This window comes from Gracilibacillus saliphilus, assembly GCF_010994085.1.
Lineage (GTDB): Bacteria > Bacillota > Bacilli > Bacillales > Amphibacillaceae > Gracilibacillus > Gracilibacillus lacisalsi.
This window is the reverse complement of sequence record NZ_WJEB01000001.1, coordinates 372,189-390,824: the sequence shown is the minus strand read 5'-3', so window position 1 is coordinate 390,824 and position 18,636 is coordinate 372,189. Positions and strand designations below refer to the sequence as shown.

Sequence of the window (18,636 nt, the reverse complement as noted above, 5' to 3'; positions counted from 1 at the left end):
GATCATGAATCATTTCAAACCGGACATCACCCAGATGATTTCACCCTTTTTGTTACTCTTTATCATTCATGCAACTCAAATCGGAGAAGGCATATTAAGTTTCGAACGGCAAATTGCAAGTATCGCCGGTTATGACTCCTGGATTAGCATTATTCTAACCGGTGTACTTACAACCTTCATTGTTGTGATTATTTGGAAAATTGTCGGAGAAGAGCAAACTGACTTCATGGCAATTCATCAGTATATATTTGGTAACATATTAGGAAGATTGTTAACTTTTTTATTCAGTTTATATCTGTTCGCTGTCTCCATGATTGTATTAGTTTCCTATATCGAAATTATTCAAATTTGGTTTTTCCCTGAGATGTCGATACATTTTTTTATGTTTATTTTACTCATGTTAGTCTTATATATTAGTTTAGGTGGATTTCGAATTGTGGCCGGATTCGCGTTTTTCAGTGTCTTTGTCACTGGTTTTTTAGCAATTTTTAAGTACAAGGCTTTTACAGATGGTCATTTTAATAATTTGTTACCTGTTTTTAATACTCCACCCAAAGATATCATTTTGGCTATGGAACCAATGTCCTTTAGTTTACTAGGCATTGAATTAATTTTAATCTACGCACCGTTTATACATCGTTTTCAATCTGGATTAAAGTGGGCGGTTTCAAGTAATATTTTTACAACTTTCGTCTACTTTTTTTCTGCCATTGCGATATTTATGTATTACAATGAGCAGCAAATTCAGACTATATCCTGGCCAACTCTACAATTATGGAAGGTTATTAACTTTCCGATTATCGAAAGGTTTGAATATGTTGGAATCAGCTTACACTTGATCGCGATCATCGCAACTAGTTGTTTATATTTTTGGGCAAGTATGCAATGTTTTTATCGGTTAACCAGCTTCTCTTTCCGGAAAATTAGCATCTTTTGTGCCCTTATAGGGATTTCAAGTGTTCATTTCATTCATAATTTTCTTATTATTGAAAAAATAACGCTAACCCTATCAAGGATTGGGATGATACTATTATTTGTCTATTTTCCTTTATTATATGTTTGCCATAAAATTGCATCAGGAGTGAAGAAAAAACATGCGAATAAATAGATTATGGCCTATATTGTTGTGTTGCTTAATATTATCAGGTTGTGTCAAAACTAAGATTCTTGATGATGTTGAATTAATTATGACATTCGGTTTTGATTGGGATTCAGCTTCGGAAAATTACAAAGGGACTGCTGTTGCCCCAGTATACGGCCAAAACGAACAATCAGAATTGGGTGAAAATATCCGCTATACTGGTGAAGCAAAAACTTTTCAAGATATTAACTCGTTTATTCAAACCGAAGCCCCCTTTCAAGTAGAAGTTGGCAATATAGTAAATATAGTATTTGGTGAGGACCTTGCAAAAAAAGGAGTAGCGGAAATTATCTATGGAATTAATGAAATACCCGATCTAGGACGCGATATTAACGTCGCAATTGTACAAGGAGATGCAGAAACACTGCTAAAAACGAATTATAGAATGGAATTAACTCTTTCACGCTTCATCGAGAAACTAATTCTAAATAATAATAAATCCAATATTCCTAAAATGAATTTGCATCAATTTAATTATCGATTAATTGGCGATGGGATGGACCCTTTCCTTCCCATCTTGAGACAAAGCGAAACGTCTATCGATATAGTAGCTTTGGGTATGATGAAGGATGATAAATTGGTTCATCAAATTCCCTATGAGCAATTTTTTACCTTTAAATTATTATATGAAGATTGTGAAGACCATACGTATGAATTTGAATGGGAAGAAAAAAACAAGACAGTCGCCATTAGCTCGATTCGCTCGACAAGAAGTTTACATTGGAAATCAAAAAATGAGGTAGTCATAAAAGCTGATATCATTGGTACGTTAACAGAGTCAAAAAAGGGGGAAATTCAATCTTTTGCAGCAAAAAAAGAATTGGAACAGGCTGTTGAGAAAAAACTGGAAGAAGAAGCGAATCAATTAATACAGACTTTTCAAGACTTAGAGATTGATCCGCTCATGGTTGGAGCTTCTGCTAGAAGTAAGTTTAGAGATTGGAATCGGAAAGAGTGGGAATCTCAATATCCAGAAATCACGATTACCCCTAACATCTCATTCGAATTAGATTTAAGTAACATTGTACAATAATAATGCTTCCTTTGTTTCCTTCTTACCATTTTTTTGTTATAGTATATCGTGCTGGGAGGCGAATACGATGCTACAAAATATGGCTCGATCATTTGTTATATATATCATAGGTATTATTACGTTAACATTAGGGATTTCATTAACGATTCAATCACAGTTAGGAGCATCACCTTTTGATGCCTTATTGGTTGGTTTGTATCGAACATTTGGATTAACGATTGGAAGCTGGGAAATCATCGTTGGCTTTACCATCGTCATGCTCAATGCTATCGCAATCAAAGCAAAACCTGAATGGTTTGCCATGCTAACTTCATTCATTACAGGACTCGGGATCGATTCATGGCTATTTATCCAAGGATCTTGGCTAACACCTGATAATTGGTTGGAGCAATCAGCCATTCTACTATTTGGCATCATTTTCAGCGGAATTGGTATTGCCATCTATTTAGAATCTAGCTTCGCACCAAATCCGATGGATCGCTCCATGGTTATTATAACGGATAAAACTGGCTTGTCGTTTGGTATATCTCGTGCTATTATCAGTATTGCTTTAGTGATCGTCGCCCTCCTCTTTCAAGGCGATGTTGGAATCGGTACCTTAGTAAATGCATTATGTACTGGTGTTATTATTCAAGCATTACGACCATATGTTGTTTTAATTAAACAAAAATACGTTGTTCCCAGTATGAAAGCAAGTTAATAATTAAATGCTAAGTTAATCTACGATTCGTTTAGTAGCCATCATGGCATTATATCAGCTGCTTGACCACCACTCCGGCTGCCCACTTCCCTTTCCGTGGGTGGTGACTTTTTCGAGCCAAAACCACTCAAAAAAGTGGAGCTTCAGGTCAAAACAATTCCCACAGGAGTGGAAGTAAGCAGCCAACGCTAAGATCTGCTCTACAACATATGTCAGAGCCTAAAAACGTAGCGGCTGGAGCTAATCAACTGAGATAAAGAAATCACTGAGAAAAGCGAACCGATGATGACTTATCGTAGGGCGATTCGTAAAGTCGCCTAGTTTTTGGTCGCTCGGAGCTAGACATCTGCGCAAATTTTATACTTACCTTACAAGCGACAAAAACCCCGTTATCTGGACTGATAACGGGTTTTTCTAGACGATAACAAAGCCATCGTACAGTTTCTGTTATTTATAATAATTTATCCAATGTTTCTTTTACACGGTCTTCTGTAAATGGTTTTACGATAAAATCAGAAGCTCCTGCTTTTATCGCGTCTAACACCATTTGTTGTTGCCCCATCGCAGAACACATAATAATTGTTGCATTGGCATCTTTACCTTTTATCTCTTTCGTTGCCTCTACCCCATTCATTTCTGGCATAGTAATATCCATGGAAACAATATCAGGTTGTAATTCATCATACATATTTGCTGCTTGTTGTCCGTTCTCTGCTTCTCCAACTACTTCATGTCCTAAATTCGTAAAAATATTTTTTAATTGCATGCGCATAAATGCAGCATCATCTACAATTAATACTCGTGCCAAGGTATTCCCCTCCGTTGATATATGTAATTTTTATTCATCCACTACTTGTTGCACTTCATTGATCTCATCCACACTTAATACATAATCAAGGTCTAATAAAAGCAGCATACCCCGATCTTCTAGTTTGGCCACTCCTTTTATATATTGATAATCAACCCCTTTTACTAACTCTGGTGCATCTTCCACTACTTCAGGTGAAATATCAATTACATCTGTCGCTTCATCCACGATTAAACCTACCTGGACTTCACGAACATTTGCAATTAGTACTCTAGTCTGTTCCGTAGGCTCAGCCTCTTCCATTCCAAGTCGCGTACGCAAATCGATAATCGGGGTCACACTTCCACGTAAATTGATAATTCCTTTAATAAAATCAGATGTCTGTGGTAATGAAACAATCTCTTCTAGTCTTTCAATAGAGCGAATTTGATCGATATTTGCACCGTATTCTTGATTCTTTAATTTAAAAATAATTGTTTTAGTTATTGTTCCTTCCATTTATATCGTCACCAGCCTTTATTGATTTAATAAAAGTGACATTTTCATATCACCAATGCTTGGATAGTGAATTTCTACCTCAAGTATTCTTTTAAAACCAGATAAATTTGCATTACCACTAATAATTGTTGGATGCGTTATATCTGTATCAATTCCTGCATTTGCTAAGTAAGTAGAAAGTCCTCCTGCTAACATATTACCTAATTCACCTGAGAAGGAATCTAACATCTCTTCAGACAACTGCATACCATACAAAGCTTCTCCAATCGAACTGAATACATGATGTTCTGCTTGAATTAATAAATCCCCTTTGAATGTTCCACTATACCCTATCAATACGCCATACTCTACTTTCAATGGATGAGTAGTGATTTTTGGTGATTCAAACTGATGTTCAACTGGTACAACATTTTTAATAGATTGGACAGATCCATTATATAATTCTTTGATGACCTCATTTGTATTCACTTCCGTTGATGATGACATATTCATTTCCCCTTAATCTTATCTAGTAAAATTTAATCAGTTCTTACATTCCATAATACCTAATGATAAGACAATATACAACAGCATCAATCAATTTGAAGTAAATATTGTGGTTTTTTAGTTATAATTATATCATAAAAAAGACCTATTAAAATAAGTATTTTTGCCTATTTTTAGAAATAACAATGGACTTATGTAATAATCATTATCTCTATCGAAATAAATTAATGAACTAAAAGTATCATCATTACATCATCTATTCAACTGAAAACATATCCCAACTAGTTACATTCTAACTAACTGATGCATTATAGATACAAACTGCGTACTAGTGAATTTTTTCCAAAGAGACTTTCCTCCATTCTTTCCATCAGGAGTGCTGAGATACCGCTCCGGCAGAATACTCCGCTTTCCGTGGGCTCGGCTTCAGCTAACTTTGCAAAGAAGACCACTTTGCAAAGTGGATCTTCAGCTCTCGCTGTCCCACAGGAGTCTCCGTATTCTGCCTACGCTATATTTGTGCTCTGATTATAGAAAGAAATGAACTCATGGAACAAAACTTTTCTGTTTAATTACAGGACTAACCCTTTTAGCATAGTCGTACCCTACGCTACATATGGTGGAGAAAGCAACTGGCTGATTTCGGATAAGTGTTGTGGAGCATATCTTAACGAAGGCCGCCCACTTTCACTCCTGTGGGAACTGTTTGACCTGAAGATCCACTTTTTCGAGCGGTTTTTGCTCGAAAAAGTTAGCTGAAGGGCAAACCCCACGGAAAGGGAAGTGGGCAGCCGGAGTGGTAGTTATCATCACGATATATTTCAAAATTATCTCTTAATGCAGTACGAGTACGAGAGGAGAACAAATCCATGTTCAGTTACTGCGCAGTTTATGGATTTTGTGCACCGTTTTTTTAAACAAATACCCCGTTCCACTGGAGATGGAACGAGGTGAATGGTTGCTATGACAGCATCGTTTTATTATTGAATTGCCTCTTTTACTTCTGTTGCCATTTCTTTAACAGAGACTAAACCTCCACCTGACACATACCAGAAGTTTGGATCTAAATAAATGATTTTATCATTTTGTGCTGCATTTGTTCCTTGCACAAGATCATTGTCTAATGTTTTTTCTGCAGATTCTTCTCCACCTACAATCGTATTACGATCCACAACGAATAAGTAGTCTGGATTTGTTTCAGCAATATATTCAAAGCTTACATTTTGACCATGTGTAGCCACGTCAATATTGTCATCAGCTTGAGCAACACCTAATTCATCGTGAATCAAGCCAAAGCGTGAACCTGCTCCATATGCACTAACGCTACCATCATTTGTTAAAACTATTAAACCTTTGCCTTCAGAAGATTCAGTAGTTGCTTTCACTTCATCAACAACTGCTAATACTTCATCTAATTTCTCTGCTGCTTCCTCTTCTTTAGCAAAAATCTCTGCTAAGGTTTCTACATTAGCCTGGAAAGATTCTAAATAATTGTCAGTATCTACCCCCATATAAATGGTTGGGGCTAACTCGGCTAAATCTTCATATACTTCAGATTGTCGACCAGAAATAATGATAAGGTCTGGATCAAGAACAGCTAATGCTTCAAAATCAGGTTCTTTCAAAGAGCCAACACTCGTATACTCTTCCCCTTCAAATTTTTCTAAGTGAGGTGGAAGATTTCCTTGAGGAACACCTGCTACTTCAACACCTAGTTCAACTAATGTTTCTAGTGTACCATAATCAAACACCACGACTTTTTCCGGATTCACCGGTACCGTAGTTGTATCTAATTCATGTTCTACTACAACTTCCGCCGGTTGTTCCTCATCTTCTGTTGCTCCTTCTGAGCTTTCTACCTCTTCACCTGATTGACCTTCTGTTTCATTTGCCGCTGCATCACTATCACTATCAGCACCACATGCTGCTACAACAAATAGTACTGTAATTAAAGATAAGAATAAAAGAACTTTCTTCATGATTGTACACCCCTTTGAAATTTTAAATATATATTCATATGAATCACTATTTTCTCGTTGTCACATGCTAATGGGCCCTATCAACATATTTAATCATGATGAAAAAGTGTTCACATAGATAATAAATTAATGAAAATATAGACAAATCTTACATTGATCAATATCTTGAATTTGAATATCCATATCATAAACATCTCGAAGTACTTTTTTATCGATCATGTCATTTTTGGGACCTTGATGAACAATTTTTCCATGTTTTAATGCAACAATATAATCTGAATACACAGATGCAAAATTAACATCATGTATCACTATGACAACTGTTTTCCCCAACTCATCGACCAATCTTTTTAATACCTTCATAATCTGTACGGAATGTTTCATATCGAGATTATTAAGAGGTTCATCTAATAGAATATAATCGGTATCCTGGGCTATTACCATTGCAATAAAAGCCCGCTGTTTTTGACCACCACTTAATTGATCTAGATACTTATTCTGCATATCGTTTAGCTCCATATAATCAATTGCATCTTGGACATATTGACGGTCTTCTTTTGTCAATCTTCCTTGTGAATAAGGAAAGCGACCAAAGCTGACAAGTTCCTTAACGGTTAACCTTACATTTAACTGATTGGACTGCCTCAAAATCGCAATTTTTTTTGCTAGTGTATTACTTTTAACTGATGAAATTTCCTGATCATCTATTCGGACTTCTCCAGCATCCTTTGTTATTAAACGGCTAACAATCGATAGTAAGGTACTTTTACCTGCACCATTTGGACCGATAAAAGAGGTAATTTTCCCTTTTGGAATCGAAACAGAAACCTGATCAACAACTGCGGTATTACCATACTTTTTTGTAATTTCCTGTACTTCTACCATGCTTTATTCTCCTTTAAAATCAGATATAAGAAATAAGCTCCACCAATAAAATTAATGATTACACTTAATGTGGTTTCGAATGAAAAAATACGATCTACTACTAACTGTCCACCTATTAAAGCAACAATACTTATTAAAGCTGAAGCAATTAATAGATAACTGTGTCGATAAGTTTTCATAAACTCATAGGTGACATTTGCTACTAATAACCCTAAGAACATGATCGGACCGACTAGTGCGGTTGCAACAGAAATCCAAATCGCAATTACAATTAGTAACCTCTTGACCACTTCGTCATAATTTATACCCAAATTAATCGCATGTTCTTTTCCTAATGACATTACATCAAGAAACTTGATATACTTCCAAAAATAGATAATCGTAAAAATGATTAGGAGGATTGCAACCAATAAAATATCGGTATTCACGTTATTAAAACTTGCAAACATTCGATTTTGCACAATCATAAATTCATTGGGATCAATCAATACTTGCATAAATGATGATAAACTTCCGAAGAAGGTACCAAATACGATCCCTACCAATAATAGAAAATAAACATTTTTCTGCTTTTTAAAGAGCAAGTGATACAGTAAAAAGGCAAATACCACCATTGCTCCAACAGATAGGGCGAAATTCAAATTCGGATTGGCCGCAAAGGCACTCGTTGAACCAAACACAAAGATAAAGAATGTTTGCAGTAACACGTAAAGGGAATCTAAACCAATTACGCTCGGTGTTAAAATCCGGTTATTGGTGATCGTCTGAAATACGACTGTGGCAATTGCAATAACAGAGCCTGTTACAATAATGGCTAGCACTCTGCTAAACCTTCGTGGTAATATGTATTCCCAATTACCCGGAATACCTGCAAATAAATAAATAGCAACTAGGATGAGACTTAATATAAGTAATATCGATAATTTTGACTTAAGACGCATATGCAGATCTCCTCATAATTAAGTACAGGAAGATCCCACTACCAATAACACCGACTGTAACACCAATGGCAATTTCATAAGGGAAAATAATAACTCTTCCTAAGATATCACAAGCTAATACAAATACAGCTCCTAGTAATGCTGTATGTGGCAAGCTGTTTTTCAAATGATCTCCTCGATAGATAGAAACGATATTCGGAATAATTAATCCTAAGAATGGGATCATACCAACTGTTAGTATCACAACAGAAGTTATAATTGCTACAATGACCAAGCCCACATTAACAACACGCTTATGGTTCATCCCTAAGTTTTTAGCAAAATCTTCGCCCATGCCTGCTATTGTAAACTTATTCGCATAGATATAAGCAAAAATCACTAAGGGCACACTTATGTAGAGCATTTCATATCTGCCTTGTAAGATCAAAGCAAAATTTCCTTGTAGCCAGGAAGACATATTTTGAATTAGATCATTCTTATAAGCAAAAAATGTAGTAATCGAACTAACAATATTCCCAAACATCAAACCAACTAACGGTATAAAAATAGGATCTTTAAATTTTACTTTTTCTAAAATTTTCATAAAAATAAAGGTTCCTATTAAAGCAAACGTAAATGCTATTAACATTTTTTCAATTGGCCCTGCAGCTGGAAAAATCATTAAAGCTACTAAAATCCCGAATCGTGCCGAATCCATCGTACCTGCAGTTGTCGGTGAAACAAATTTATTCCGACTAAGTTGCTGCATAATTAAGCCACATATACTCATGCTCATTCCCGCAATGACAATACTTATTAAACGCGGAAATCTGCTGATAAGTAAAATCTCCTTTTGATCTTCTGTTAATTGGAGTAAATCGTTTGGATTTAATTCAATCACCCCAATAAATAAAGAAACCAGAGATAATATTACGAGTAATCCTATTAAATATCGCTTCTTCATAAAAAAATCCTTGGCCTTCCTGTTTACTTTTTCAATAATGAAATTCATTATCAATTAGACAATTATTATAGTATCATAATCTTGAAAACTGTCAATAGTTTTTTGAAAATTAAGGTAAATAGAATCAGGTAAAATGATGATGAATTCTAAAACAAATATTAGAGGTATAAATGGATATACGCTATAATTACGGATGGTATGTTTTATCTAGATAACTGAAATGGTTGACTGCGCTAAGTAAGAAAGGACGAACAATAGTGGTAATTATTATTGATAATTATGATTCATTCACATATAATCTTGTTCAATATTTTCGGCAACTAACGAATGATGTAATGGTTTTTCGAAATGATCATGTTACAATTGAGAAAATCAAAAGATTAAATCCTGATTTAATTGTATTATCTCCAGGTCCGGGATCACCAGAAGATCAAAAACAATGTATATCGATATTAGATTATTTTCATACAACGACACCTATTCTCGGTGTATGCTTAGGCATGCAAGTAATCGTACACTATTTTGGCGGGCAAGTAGCAAAAGCAACTGTCCCCATGCATGGGAAAGTTTCGAAAATAAAGCATGGTGGGCAAGGCGTTTTTGACTCTTTGCCTAATGATATTTCCGTCACCAGATATCACTCTCTCATTACAAAAAAACTGCCAGAACACGCATTATTTATAACAGCGACAACCTATCAAGAAGAAATTATGGGGATCAGGCATAAACATTATCAAGTAGAAGGAATACAGTTTCATCCTGAAGCAATTCTGACAGAGTATGGCTTTAATATGATTCAAAACAGTTATAAGCAAGCAATTGATGGAGTGAATTAAATGAATAAACCTTTTTTACAGTTTAATTTTCAGCAGACGGTCCGGCAATTTACCAATCCGATTAAAGTATGGAATGGGACTAACATAAAAGAAATACCTGCTATGTTTGAAGAGTTGGAACAATTTCTTGATAAAGGCTATTATATTGCAGGCTTTGTTTCTTACGAAGCTGCTCCTGCATTTGATCCGAGTTACCATGTTCATAAAGATAACGGATTACCATTAATCTGGTTTGCGGCCTATGAAAAACCCTTCGATAAGACAGATCGTTTAGAAGACATGGATTACCAACTGTCAGATTGGATTGATACGACCAGTTATGAAGATTATCAAGTAAATATTAATCGTATAAAAAAAGCGATTGAAGAAGGTAATACTTATCAGGTCAACTATACAACAAGACTCAAGTCTCGTTTTATAGGTAATCCATATTCCTTCTATCAACAGCTAGTTGAGAATCAAGCAGCTTCCTATTGTGCCTATCTAGACATTGGTGAAAACCAGATCTTATCTGCATCTCCCGAACTATTTTTCCAAGTGAAAGATGGTAAAATCATTACAAAACCCATGAAAGGTACGATCAAACGTGGACGAACTTACCGAGAAGATCTCCAATTTAAACAAACGTTAAGAGATTCCGTAAAAGATCAAGCTGAAAATGTGATGATTGTCGATTTACTACGGAACGATATCGGACGAATTGCTAAACCTGGTACCGTCAACGTAACCAGCTTATTTGATGTTGAAACATATCCAACTGTTCACCAAATGACTTCTACAATAGAAGCAAGTTTAGAAAAGATGAAGGTTTATGATTGGTTTCAAGCTTTATTTCCATGTGGGTCGATAACAGGTGCACCGAAAGTAGAGACAATGAAATATATTGCAGCTTTAGAGGATACACCAAGAGAAGTTTATTGTGGGGCCATTGGCTGGATTTCTCCTGCACGTGAAGCTATTTTCAATGTTCCAATCCGTACAGTAATTGTCAATGGAAATAATGCCATATTCGGAACCGGTGGAGGTATTACTTGGGATTCAACAAGCAAAAATGAATACGATGAATTAAAACAAAAAGCAGCTATATTGCATCAAAAAAGAAAAGTTGTTTCCTTATTGGAGTCGATCAAATTAGAAAATGGGAAATACCCATTAATGCCATATCACCTACAACGTCTTAAGCATTCAACACAATATTTCGATTTTCCCTTTCATGAAGAAAGTGTAAAAGAAAAATTGAGCGTGTTAGCAGAAAAAAATCAGAATGGGTGTTATAAAGTTCGGCTATTATATCATCCATCAGGCAAGATCGAATTAGATCATCAAGCTGTCAACAGATTAGAACAGCCTGTTTCAACTGTAATAGCATCGGAACCAGTCGATAAAGAAAATATTTATTTATACCATAAAACAACTAACAGAGAAATATATGAGAAATTCGATCAAGCAAAGCCCTCTCATATTCTAACTACTCTTTTGTGGAATGAACAAGGACTTATTACGGAATTCACGATTGGAAATATTGTAGTTGAAAAAGACGGTCGTTTTTTTACTCCACCTGTTTCAGATGGATTACTTCCAGGAACTTACCGGGAACAACTGATTAATGAGGGAATATTAGTTGAAAAAAGTATACCTCTGGCAAATATTACGACCTACGAACAAATTTGGTTTATTAACAGTGTCCGAGGATGGCTTAAAGTACAATTAATTCAATAATGCTCAAACAAATATGTCGCTCTTACTACTATATTTTTGTTAAAATCTGAATAGAGTATAATTAGGAGGTATAACGATGAATGCATATGAAGAATATATGAGAGAAATCACACAGTCCATGCGTGATGAATTAACAAATGCTGGATTTGAAGAATTAGTAACACCGGAAGCAGTAGATCAATTTATGTCTACAAACGAGGAGACAGCACTAGTTGTGGTAAATTCTGTTTGTGGTTGTGCAGCTGGATTGGCGCGACCTGCAGCTGTTCAATCACTAGACGGGGAACAGAAACCCGCAAAGCTCGTTACCGTTTTTGCCGGTCAAGACCGAGAAGCAACTGCAAAAATGCGTGAATATTTTGAGAATGTAGAACCTTCTTCTCCATCCATGGCCATTGTAAAAGGCGGAGAACTGAAACATTTTATTCCTCGTGAGCAAATTGAGGGGCACGAAGTAGAAGACATTGTCACGCAACTGACCAATGCTTATTCAGAATTTTGCTAGCTTGAATATTGGTACGAAACCTAACGAAAGGATGAGCGCATAATGCTCATCCTTTCTTTTAGTTGTCAATGGAAGTAATTAAAGTTTCTGTACACGGCGATCTTCAGTGTCCGTTGTATACTCCGTCATAAGAGAATGGCAGGTCGACGGTTTCTTATTATTTTTAATAATTAATTGATGTAGGAGGTGAATATAATGATGCAGTGCCGTTTCTTAATTTAAACCGAGCAAAATTCGCTCAGTCCTTATGATAAATGCTCAAGATTCACGCTTCCTCTAGTGCCCATTATGACATTATATCAACTACTTGACCACCACTCCGGCTGCCCACTTCTCTTTCCGTGGGGTTTGTCCTTCAGCTAACTTTTTCGAGCAAAACCCGCTCGAAAAAGTGGATCTTCAGGCCAAACAATTCCCACAGGAGTAGAAGTGGGCGGCCTTCGCTATTATCATGCTCTACAACGCTAGCATGAGGTAACAGGATTGTTTATACTCACAAATAGCGATTTTTAACCCATTGTAAAAAGTCAATCTATTACTACTGACAAGAATTGTCGCACCTCCTCATAGCGGAGACTAATTACGAAGACTCCTGCGGAAAGCGAAGTAATTAGTCGGAGCGTTACGAAAATACCTCAAACTATTCAAAATAACTACTTCGATTAATGCACTCATTGCACTGATTTTATACTTTTTGTACTTAATATAAAAAACCCCCGTTTCGTGTTGAAACGGGGTTTTTCTTTGTTTTATGATCCTACGCGGCGTACAAGACCGGAGAAGTTTGATTTCCAGTAGCCACTTCCCATGTCAGCAATAGCTACACCTGTTGAGCTTTGAGAACCGATAAATTTATTGTTACCCAAATATATTCCGACATGTCCGTTCGTTTTATACGTATTGAAAAATACTAGGTCTCCTGGTTGCATATCACTAGTAGAAACTTTTGATCCTACTGAAGTTAACCCTGAAGTACTTGCAGGTAAGCTGATTCCTGCCTGTTTAAAAGCCCAGCTGACAAATCCAGAGCAATCAAAACGACCATTAGCAATATCGTACGCAGATCTACCGCCACCAAAAACATACACAGAGTTGCCAATATACTTTTCTCCCACTGATGTTACGATATCTACTGTACTACCACTAACTGATACGGGCTCGGAAGAATTGCTAGAATACTGTTCAATAGCACCATTTGATCCATTACTTCTAGTTGCCAGTTCCTGAGCACGTTGTTGTTCTTCTGCTTCTTTAAGTGCTTTTTCTTTTTTCGCTAGAATTTCATCCTCAATTTTCAAATCGTCCAAGTACTCACTATTTTCTTCTTCTTTTTCTTTCAACTCATCTTTTAGCTCTTCATTTTGTTCTTTTTGTGCAACGATTTGTTGTTGCATTTCTTCATATTCTGCTTTCATATCTTCTAATTCTTCTAACTTATTGTCCAACTCAACTTTATTCTTCTCTACTTCTAACTTATCTTGTTCTTGACTCTCTAATAAATCTTGGTCAGCTTGTGTAATCTTATGTACTAATGCAACTCTATCAACAAAATCTACGAAATCAGTTGAACCTAGTAGTACTTCTAGATAGCTAGATGACCCACCATTCTCTTGTAATGAAGAGATTCTCTCCTTAAGAATTTCATTTCTACGTTCGATATTTTGTTGGATTTCTTCGATTTTCTCTTCTAGTTCACTTACTTCTGCTTCAACATCGGTTATTTCCGTTTCCGTTTCGTCAATTTTTTGCTCATTATCTTTGATCGCTTCATCCAACCTCATAATTTGCTCATTTAACTCAATTAACTCTTCTTTAATTTCCTGAAGTTCCTGTTCTTTTTCGTCAATACTTGATTGTACTTCCGATCGTTGAGATTGAATTTCTTCTTTTGTCTCAGCGCTAACGGTCTGAACAAAAAACAAACTTGACATAATCGTTACTACAACAACTGAATCTTTTACTATACCTCGTATTTCTCGCACTCGATTCCCCTACTTTCCAACAAAATTTTCGTTTTTACGTTCTCTCTATGTAAGCTCCCTTAATTAAAAAGGTTTTCTTGTAGTCTTTTCATCCTATCATTTGAACCAGATTCATTGTAACATAGTTAGATTTCACTAATGTTATGTGAATGTTACAAAAATATTTCAATACTATCATTCTTTATGTCATTATATGTCGAAACACAACTATAATAGATTACCATAAAAAAAGAGCCCTTGGCAAGAGCTCCTGTTATTCTTCCATTAATTTTTGTTTACTAAGATAAGCTTTCTTTTCGTGGATTTTGGAGAAAGCTTTATGTGCGGGCATCGTAAGTGCAAGAGCTAATAGACTGATGCTGAAGAACAATGCTAACCCTTGGAAATGCCATAATCCATATGTAATACCAAACACTCCCAACACCATAACTGCTGTCGGTATGGGATTCAATACCATAATAAAAAATGAACTTTTCAATACTTGTAACGGTTTCATATCATAATGAACATAGACCGGGAAAACATACAAAGATGTTAATATAAAGAATATCGAAATAAATAAGAATGGAATAGTAAGTAACATTAAATAATCATTTTCTACCAGTGTAACAAATAAGAAATCTAAGTACAATATATAACCCATTGTTGCAATTATATATCCTAAAATATTCGCTTGTAGTAACGATTGGCGATAAACTTTCCAAAAAGTTTTAAACAGAGGAATATCAGTATTTCCAGAAACCCATTTTCTCACTATTGAAAAGGTTGCAGCAGTTGATGGAAATAAACCTACAATGATCAGACCAAATAATGTAAATCCAATCCATAATAAGTTCAGATATGCTACTTTCGTGATCCATTCAAATGCTTTATTCAATGCGTTCATACTAACATCCCCCTTAATTCTTCTTGCTGGATTACCTCCGTTTTTAACCCTTTAAGCCACTAGTACTAATACCCTCTACCACGTAACGTTGGAAAATGAAGAAAATGATAAACACCGGAATTAAGGATACTACTGACATGGCAAACATTGCCCCCCAGTTGGAAACTGTTTCGTTACTTAGGAACATGTTTAAAGCCATTGAAACTGTATATTTAGAAGGACTATTCAAATATAACACTGGTCCAAGTAAGTTATCCCATGTCCAATAGAATGTAAAAATCGAAGTCGTTGCTAAAGCAGGAACAATTAATGGCAATATAATTCTTCTGTATATACCAAATGTATTACATCCATCAATAATTGCCGCTTCATCCAACTCTCTAGGTATCGTTCTAATGAATTGCACCAATAAAAAAATGAAGAAAGGATGACCAAAATATGCAGGTACCACAAGTGGTTTTAAGGAATTTAGCCAATCCAGTTGGGCAAATATAATATATTGTGGAATCATTACTACTTCATAAGGAAGCATCAATGTTAATATCATAATCGCAAACCAAAAGCTTCTTCCAGCAAATTTTAATCTCGCAAATCCGAATGCAATTAAAGAACAAGAAATTAAATGACCTATTAATACTAAAATAACAAAGATAAACGTATTTAAAATATACGTATCAAACCCATAATCACCGAAGCCAGCCCACCCTTGTGCATAGTTGCTTAATATAAATGGCTGTGGGATTAAAGATTCTGCTGTTGCAAATATTTTTTCACTTTGTTTAAATGAGCTCATTATTAGCCAAATTACTGGATACAGTAAAAGGATAGCAAAACAACCAACGATTAAATGATAGATGATTTTTTTTATATATTTCGCTTGCATCGTTATCTGCCTCCCTCTGATTCATAGTGCACCCAATATTTAGATGAAAAGAAGATTAGCGAAGTTAGTATCCCTATAATCACTAACATAACCCATGCCATGGCTGATGCATAACCCATATGGAAGAATTCAAAACCTTGCTTGAATAAATAGAGTGAATATAATAAGGTCCCATCTAATGGTCCGCCTGTACCCTTTGAAATAATATAAGCTGGAACAAATGTCATAAATGCAGCAATTGTTTGCATAACTGCATTAAATAGGATAACAGGGCTTAACATTGGTATTGTGATGTTAAAGAATTTTTGAAAGAAGCTTGCACCATCAACACTTGCAGCTTCATAATAACTTTGTGGTATCGACTTTAGACCAGCTAAAAAAATCAGCATCGAAGAACCAAACTGCCAAACAGATAGAAATATTAACATCCATAATGCAGCCGTTGGATTTCCAAACCATCTAACAGGATCTATTCCCATGGTCATAAGTGCTAAGTTGACGATCCCATCATCACCAAAGATTTGTCGCCACATAATTGCTACTGCAACACTTCCACCTATTAAAGATGGTAAATAATATAAGGTTCGGTATAAACCAACCGCTCGAGATGCTGTATTGAGTAACATAGCTACTACTAATGCAAATAATAGTCGTAATGGAACGCCAGCAAATACATAGATAAAGGTTATTTTTAAAGAGTGCAAATATCTCGGATCTGATGTAAACATTTTTTTAAAATTCTCTAAGCCAATCCATCTAGGTGCATTAAATAAATCGTACGATGTAAAGGAAAAGTAGAAAGAAGCAATGATAGGAATAATGGTAAATGCCAAAAATCCTATAATAAACGGACCAATAAATAGATATCCCCATAAATTTTGCTTCATATGAGTTTGCATTTTGTAAAGCTCCCTTCTATGATTCTGAATAATGGAAAAACAATAGCTGATCTCATAAGGATCAGCTACTGTCCTTCATAATCCTTTTAGTTACCTAAAATGCTTTCAGCTTGTGTTCTAAAGTATTCAGCTGCTTCTTCTGGTGTAATCTCACCATAAGAGATTTGTTCACTTATATTAGTTAATTGCTCAATAATTTCACCTGCACCTGCCGGATCTGGAGCACCCATTGGTGTACTATTATCTTCTGCCCATGCAACATAATCAAATACCGCTTGCTGAGCTTCAGAAACATCATCTGCAATTTCTTCCTGAACTACAGAAGAAACTGGAACCCCACGGTCACCAAGAATAAGTTTGTTCGCTTCAACATCGTTCACCCAAAAATCAATAAAAGCAGCTGCTGCTTCTTTTTGCTCTGAATTTTCGGAGATCGAGAAATACATACTAGGCTTTAAGAATAATCCATCTTCTAGATTCTCTCCTGGAGGAGTGGCAAATGCGAAAGCATGCTCTGACATATCCTCCAACCCAACAAATTGATTGGACCACTGGTAAATCCCTACTCCGTCACCTAATACAACTGGGTCATCTTCAGGGCCGGCTAATTGTGCCAGAAAATCAGGAGTTGGAGTTGCTTCTGCTTCCACCTGTTCTTGAATTATCGTAAAAAAGTCTACAAATAATTGATCGTCGTCATATCCAAGGCCACTTCCATCTTCTGCGTAAAGACGGGCACCATTTTGGCGTAAGTAATAGTTAAAAAACACATCTGCTTGCATACCGTTATCAAAGTAATATCCGGCATCTACTGCCTGTTGAGCCATTTCTTGATATTCGTCCCATGAGTAGGTTTCAGGGATCTCATCAATTCCGATCTCCGCTAAAATCTCAGGGTTATAATGAAAACTTAGTGCATTGGAACCTAGATTAAAACCGTAAAGCCCGTCGTTAATTCGGCCACCTTCGATCGTGTTTTCTGCAATATTTGAATCGTCGATCTCACTGCCAAGAAACTGTTCTAAATCTGCTAATTGTCCATTTTCTGCATATTGAGAGATATAAGATAAATCCATTTGAATAATGTCTGGTAACTCATTTGCTGCTGCTTGAGGTGATAGTTTTTGCCAGTAGTCATCCCAACTAGCATATTCTGGCTCAATCGTTACATTCGGGTTTTGCTCTTCATACAATTCAATAACTTCCATAGTGTAATCATGACGTGGCTGTGACCCCCACCAAGCAATTCGTAACGTTACTTGATCCCCGCTTGTTTCAGAATCGGAGTCATTTTCTGTTTCTTCTGAAGTATCATCGGTATCGCCGCCTGTATCTTCTGAGCTATCATCGCCACTACATGCAGCTAACCAAAGAACCATCATCATTCCTAATAGTACTAACAAAGATTTTTTCATTTCTTTCCCTCCCCTTTTTAATCCGCTGTAAGCGATTACAAGTTATATGATAGCAGATATTGACACGTAGGTATGATAGAAAAATCAGTGGTAAATG

At 35.9% G+C, this 18,636-nt stretch carries 18 protein-coding genes; 6 read left to right on the top strand and 12 right to left on the bottom strand.

Features of this window, described 5'->3' with window-relative positions; genetic code table 11:
- The first annotated feature begins 4 nt into the window (after positions 1-4).
- From GHT08_RS01815 to GHT08_RS01805, 3 genes are all read left to right on the top strand, one after another.
- Positions 5-1,108, top strand: coding sequence for a GerAB/ArcD/ProY family transporter (locus tag GHT08_RS01815; protein ID WP_163579266.1), 1,104 nt, complete (start codon positions 5-7; stop codon positions 1,106-1,108).
- Complete coding sequence (locus GHT08_RS01810) at positions 1,095-2,174, top strand: Ger(x)C family spore germination protein (RefSeq protein WP_163579264.1); 1,080 nt, start codon at positions 1,095-1,097, stop codon at positions 2,172-2,174. The genes GHT08_RS01815 and GHT08_RS01810 overlap by 14 nt, the downstream gene beginning before the upstream one ends.
- Positions 2,175-2,241: 67 nt before the next feature.
- Positions 2,242-2,874, top strand: coding sequence for a YczE/YyaS/YitT family protein (locus GHT08_RS01805; protein WP_163579262.1), 633 nt, complete (start codon positions 2,242-2,244; stop codon positions 2,872-2,874).
- A 451-nt stretch (positions 2,875-3,325) separates the two neighbouring features.
- Here GHT08_RS01805 and GHT08_RS01800 read toward each other — a convergent pair whose 3' ends face one another.
- The 7 genes from GHT08_RS01800 to GHT08_RS01770 all read right to left on the bottom strand — a co-directional run bounded on the left by GHT08_RS01800 (position 3,326) and on the right by GHT08_RS01770 (position 9,414).
- The gene (locus GHT08_RS01800; RefSeq protein ID WP_163579260.1) at positions 3,326-3,682 is read right to left on the bottom strand and encodes a response regulator; all 357 of its coding nucleotides are present in this window, start codon (positions 3,680-3,682) and stop codon (positions 3,326-3,328) included.
- 30 nt (positions 3,683-3,712) lie between these two features.
- Positions 3,713-4,180 carry a chemotaxis protein CheW gene (locus tag GHT08_RS01795; RefSeq protein WP_018930876.1) on the bottom strand — a complete coding sequence of 156 codons (468 nt, stop codon included), beginning with the start codon at positions 4,178-4,180 and terminating at the stop codon, positions 3,713-3,715.
- 18 nt (positions 4,181-4,198) lie between these two features.
- Positions 4,199-4,666, bottom strand: coding sequence for a chemotaxis protein CheX (locus GHT08_RS01790; RefSeq protein ID WP_163579259.1), 468 nt, complete (start codon positions 4,664-4,666; stop codon positions 4,199-4,201).
- A gap of 980 nt (positions 4,667-5,646) precedes the next feature.
- Complete coding sequence (locus GHT08_RS01785) at positions 5,647-6,645, bottom strand: siderophore ABC transporter substrate-binding protein (RefSeq protein WP_163579257.1); 999 nt, start codon at positions 6,643-6,645, stop codon at positions 5,647-5,649.
- 126 nt (positions 6,646-6,771) lie between these two features.
- The gene (locus GHT08_RS01780; protein WP_163579255.1) at positions 6,772-7,530 is read right to left on the bottom strand and encodes an iron ABC transporter ATP-binding protein; all 759 of its coding nucleotides are present in this window, start codon (positions 7,528-7,530) and stop codon (positions 6,772-6,774) included.
- Positions 7,524-8,471 (bottom strand): iron chelate uptake ABC transporter family permease subunit, encoded by a 948-nt coding sequence (locus tag GHT08_RS01775; protein ID WP_163579253.1) that lies wholly within the window; start codon positions 8,469-8,471, stop codon positions 7,524-7,526. The genes GHT08_RS01780 and GHT08_RS01775 overlap by 7 nt, the downstream gene beginning before the upstream one ends.
- Positions 8,461-9,414 (bottom strand): ABC transporter permease, encoded by a 954-nt coding sequence (locus GHT08_RS01770; RefSeq protein WP_163579251.1) that lies wholly within the window; start codon positions 9,412-9,414, stop codon positions 8,461-8,463. The genes GHT08_RS01775 and GHT08_RS01770 overlap by 11 nt, the downstream gene beginning before the upstream one ends.
- 257 nt (positions 9,415-9,671) lie before the next feature.
- Between GHT08_RS01770 and GHT08_RS01765 the strand changes: the two genes are divergently transcribed.
- The 3 genes from GHT08_RS01765 (at position 9,672) to GHT08_RS01755 (ending at position 12,474) form a co-directional block, all read left to right on the top strand.
- A complete protein-coding gene (locus GHT08_RS01765; RefSeq protein ID WP_163579249.1) occupies positions 9,672-10,250 on the top strand; it encodes an anthranilate synthase component II in 579 nt (192 codons plus the stop codon).
- On the top strand, positions 10,251-11,969 hold the full coding sequence (gene pabB / locus GHT08_RS01760; RefSeq protein WP_163579246.1) for an aminodeoxychorismate synthase component I: 1,719 nt from the start codon (positions 10,251-10,253) through the stop codon (positions 11,967-11,969).
- Positions 11,970-12,045: 76 nt separating this feature from the next.
- On the top strand, positions 12,046-12,474 hold the full coding sequence (locus tag GHT08_RS01755) for a BrxA/BrxB family bacilliredoxin (protein WP_163579244.1): 429 nt from the start codon (positions 12,046-12,048) through the stop codon (positions 12,472-12,474).
- 749 nt (positions 12,475-13,223) lie between these two features.
- On the opposite strand, the gene GHT08_RS01750 is transcribed toward GHT08_RS01755, so the two are convergent.
- The 5 genes from GHT08_RS01750 to GHT08_RS01730 form a co-directional block, all read right to left on the bottom strand.
- Positions 13,224-14,456, bottom strand: coding sequence for a coiled-coil domain-containing protein (locus GHT08_RS01750; RefSeq protein ID WP_163579242.1), 1,233 nt, complete (start codon positions 14,454-14,456; stop codon positions 13,224-13,226).
- Between the two features lie 253 nt (positions 14,457-14,709).
- The gene (locus GHT08_RS01745) at positions 14,710-15,342 is read right to left on the bottom strand and encodes a YesL family protein (protein WP_163579240.1); all 633 of its coding nucleotides are present in this window, start codon (positions 15,340-15,342) and stop codon (positions 14,710-14,712) included.
- Between the two features lie 43 nt (positions 15,343-15,385).
- Positions 15,386-16,225 (bottom strand): carbohydrate ABC transporter permease, encoded by an 840-nt coding sequence (locus tag GHT08_RS01740; protein ID WP_163579238.1) that lies wholly within the window; start codon positions 16,223-16,225, stop codon positions 15,386-15,388.
- A gap of 2 nt (positions 16,226-16,227) precedes the next feature.
- Positions 16,228-17,124, bottom strand: a complete 897-nt coding sequence (locus GHT08_RS01735; RefSeq protein WP_163579236.1) for a carbohydrate ABC transporter permease — start codon at positions 17,122-17,124, stop codon at positions 16,228-16,230.
- A gap of 86 nt (positions 17,125-17,210) precedes the next feature.
- Complete coding sequence (locus tag GHT08_RS01730; RefSeq protein ID WP_163579234.1) at positions 17,211-18,539, bottom strand: ABC transporter substrate-binding protein; 1,329 nt, start codon at positions 18,537-18,539, stop codon at positions 17,211-17,213.
- Positions 18,540-18,636 lie beyond the last annotated feature (97 nt).

Bases quoted from the DNA above. Each gene is read 5' to 3' on its own strand.
- GHT08_RS01815 (WP_163579266.1), top strand. From the start codon at position 5: ATGAATCATTTCAAACCGGACATCACCCAGATGATTTCACCCTTTTTG.
- GHT08_RS01810 (WP_163579264.1), top strand. From the start codon at position 1,095: ATGCGAATAAATAGATTATGGCCTATATTGTTGTGTTGCTTAATATTA.
- GHT08_RS01805 (WP_163579262.1), top strand. From the start codon at position 2,242: ATGCTACAAAATATGGCTCGATCATTTGTTATATATATCATAGGTATT.
- GHT08_RS01795 (WP_018930876.1), bottom strand. From the start codon at position 4,180: ATGGAAGGAACAATAACTAAAACAATTATTTTTAAATTAAAGAATCAA.
- GHT08_RS01790 (WP_163579259.1), bottom strand. From the start codon at position 4,666: ATGTCATCATCAACGGAAGTGAATACAAATGAGGTCATCAAAGAATTA.
- GHT08_RS01785 (WP_163579257.1), bottom strand. From the start codon at position 6,645: ATGAAGAAAGTTCTTTTATTCTTATCTTTAATTACAGTACTATTTGTT.
- GHT08_RS01780 (WP_163579255.1), bottom strand. From the start codon at position 7,530: ATGGTAGAAGTACAGGAAATTACAAAAAAGTATGGTAATACCGCAGTT.
- GHT08_RS01775 (WP_163579253.1), bottom strand. From the start codon at position 8,471: ATGCGTCTTAAGTCAAAATTATCGATATTACTTATATTAAGTCTCATC.
- GHT08_RS01770 (WP_163579251.1), bottom strand. From the start codon at position 9,414: ATGAAGAAGCGATATTTAATAGGATTACTCGTAATATTATCTCTGGTT.
- pabB (WP_163579246.1), top strand. From the start codon at position 10,251: ATGAATAAACCTTTTTTACAGTTTAATTTTCAGCAGACGGTCCGGCAA.
- GHT08_RS01755 (WP_163579244.1), top strand. From the start codon at position 12,046: ATGAATGCATATGAAGAATATATGAGAGAAATCACACAGTCCATGCGT.
- GHT08_RS01745 (WP_163579240.1), bottom strand. From the start codon at position 15,342: ATGAACGCATTGAATAAAGCATTTGAATGGATCACGAAAGTAGCATAT.
- GHT08_RS01740 (WP_163579238.1), bottom strand. From the start codon at position 16,225: ATGCAAGCGAAATATATAAAAAAAATCATCTATCATTTAATCGTTGGT.
- GHT08_RS01735 (WP_163579236.1), bottom strand. From the start codon at position 17,124: ATGCAAACTCATATGAAGCAAAATTTATGGGGATATCTATTTATTGGT.
- GHT08_RS01730 (WP_163579234.1), bottom strand. From the start codon at position 18,539: ATGAAAAAATCTTTGTTAGTACTATTAGGAATGATGATGGTTCTTTGG.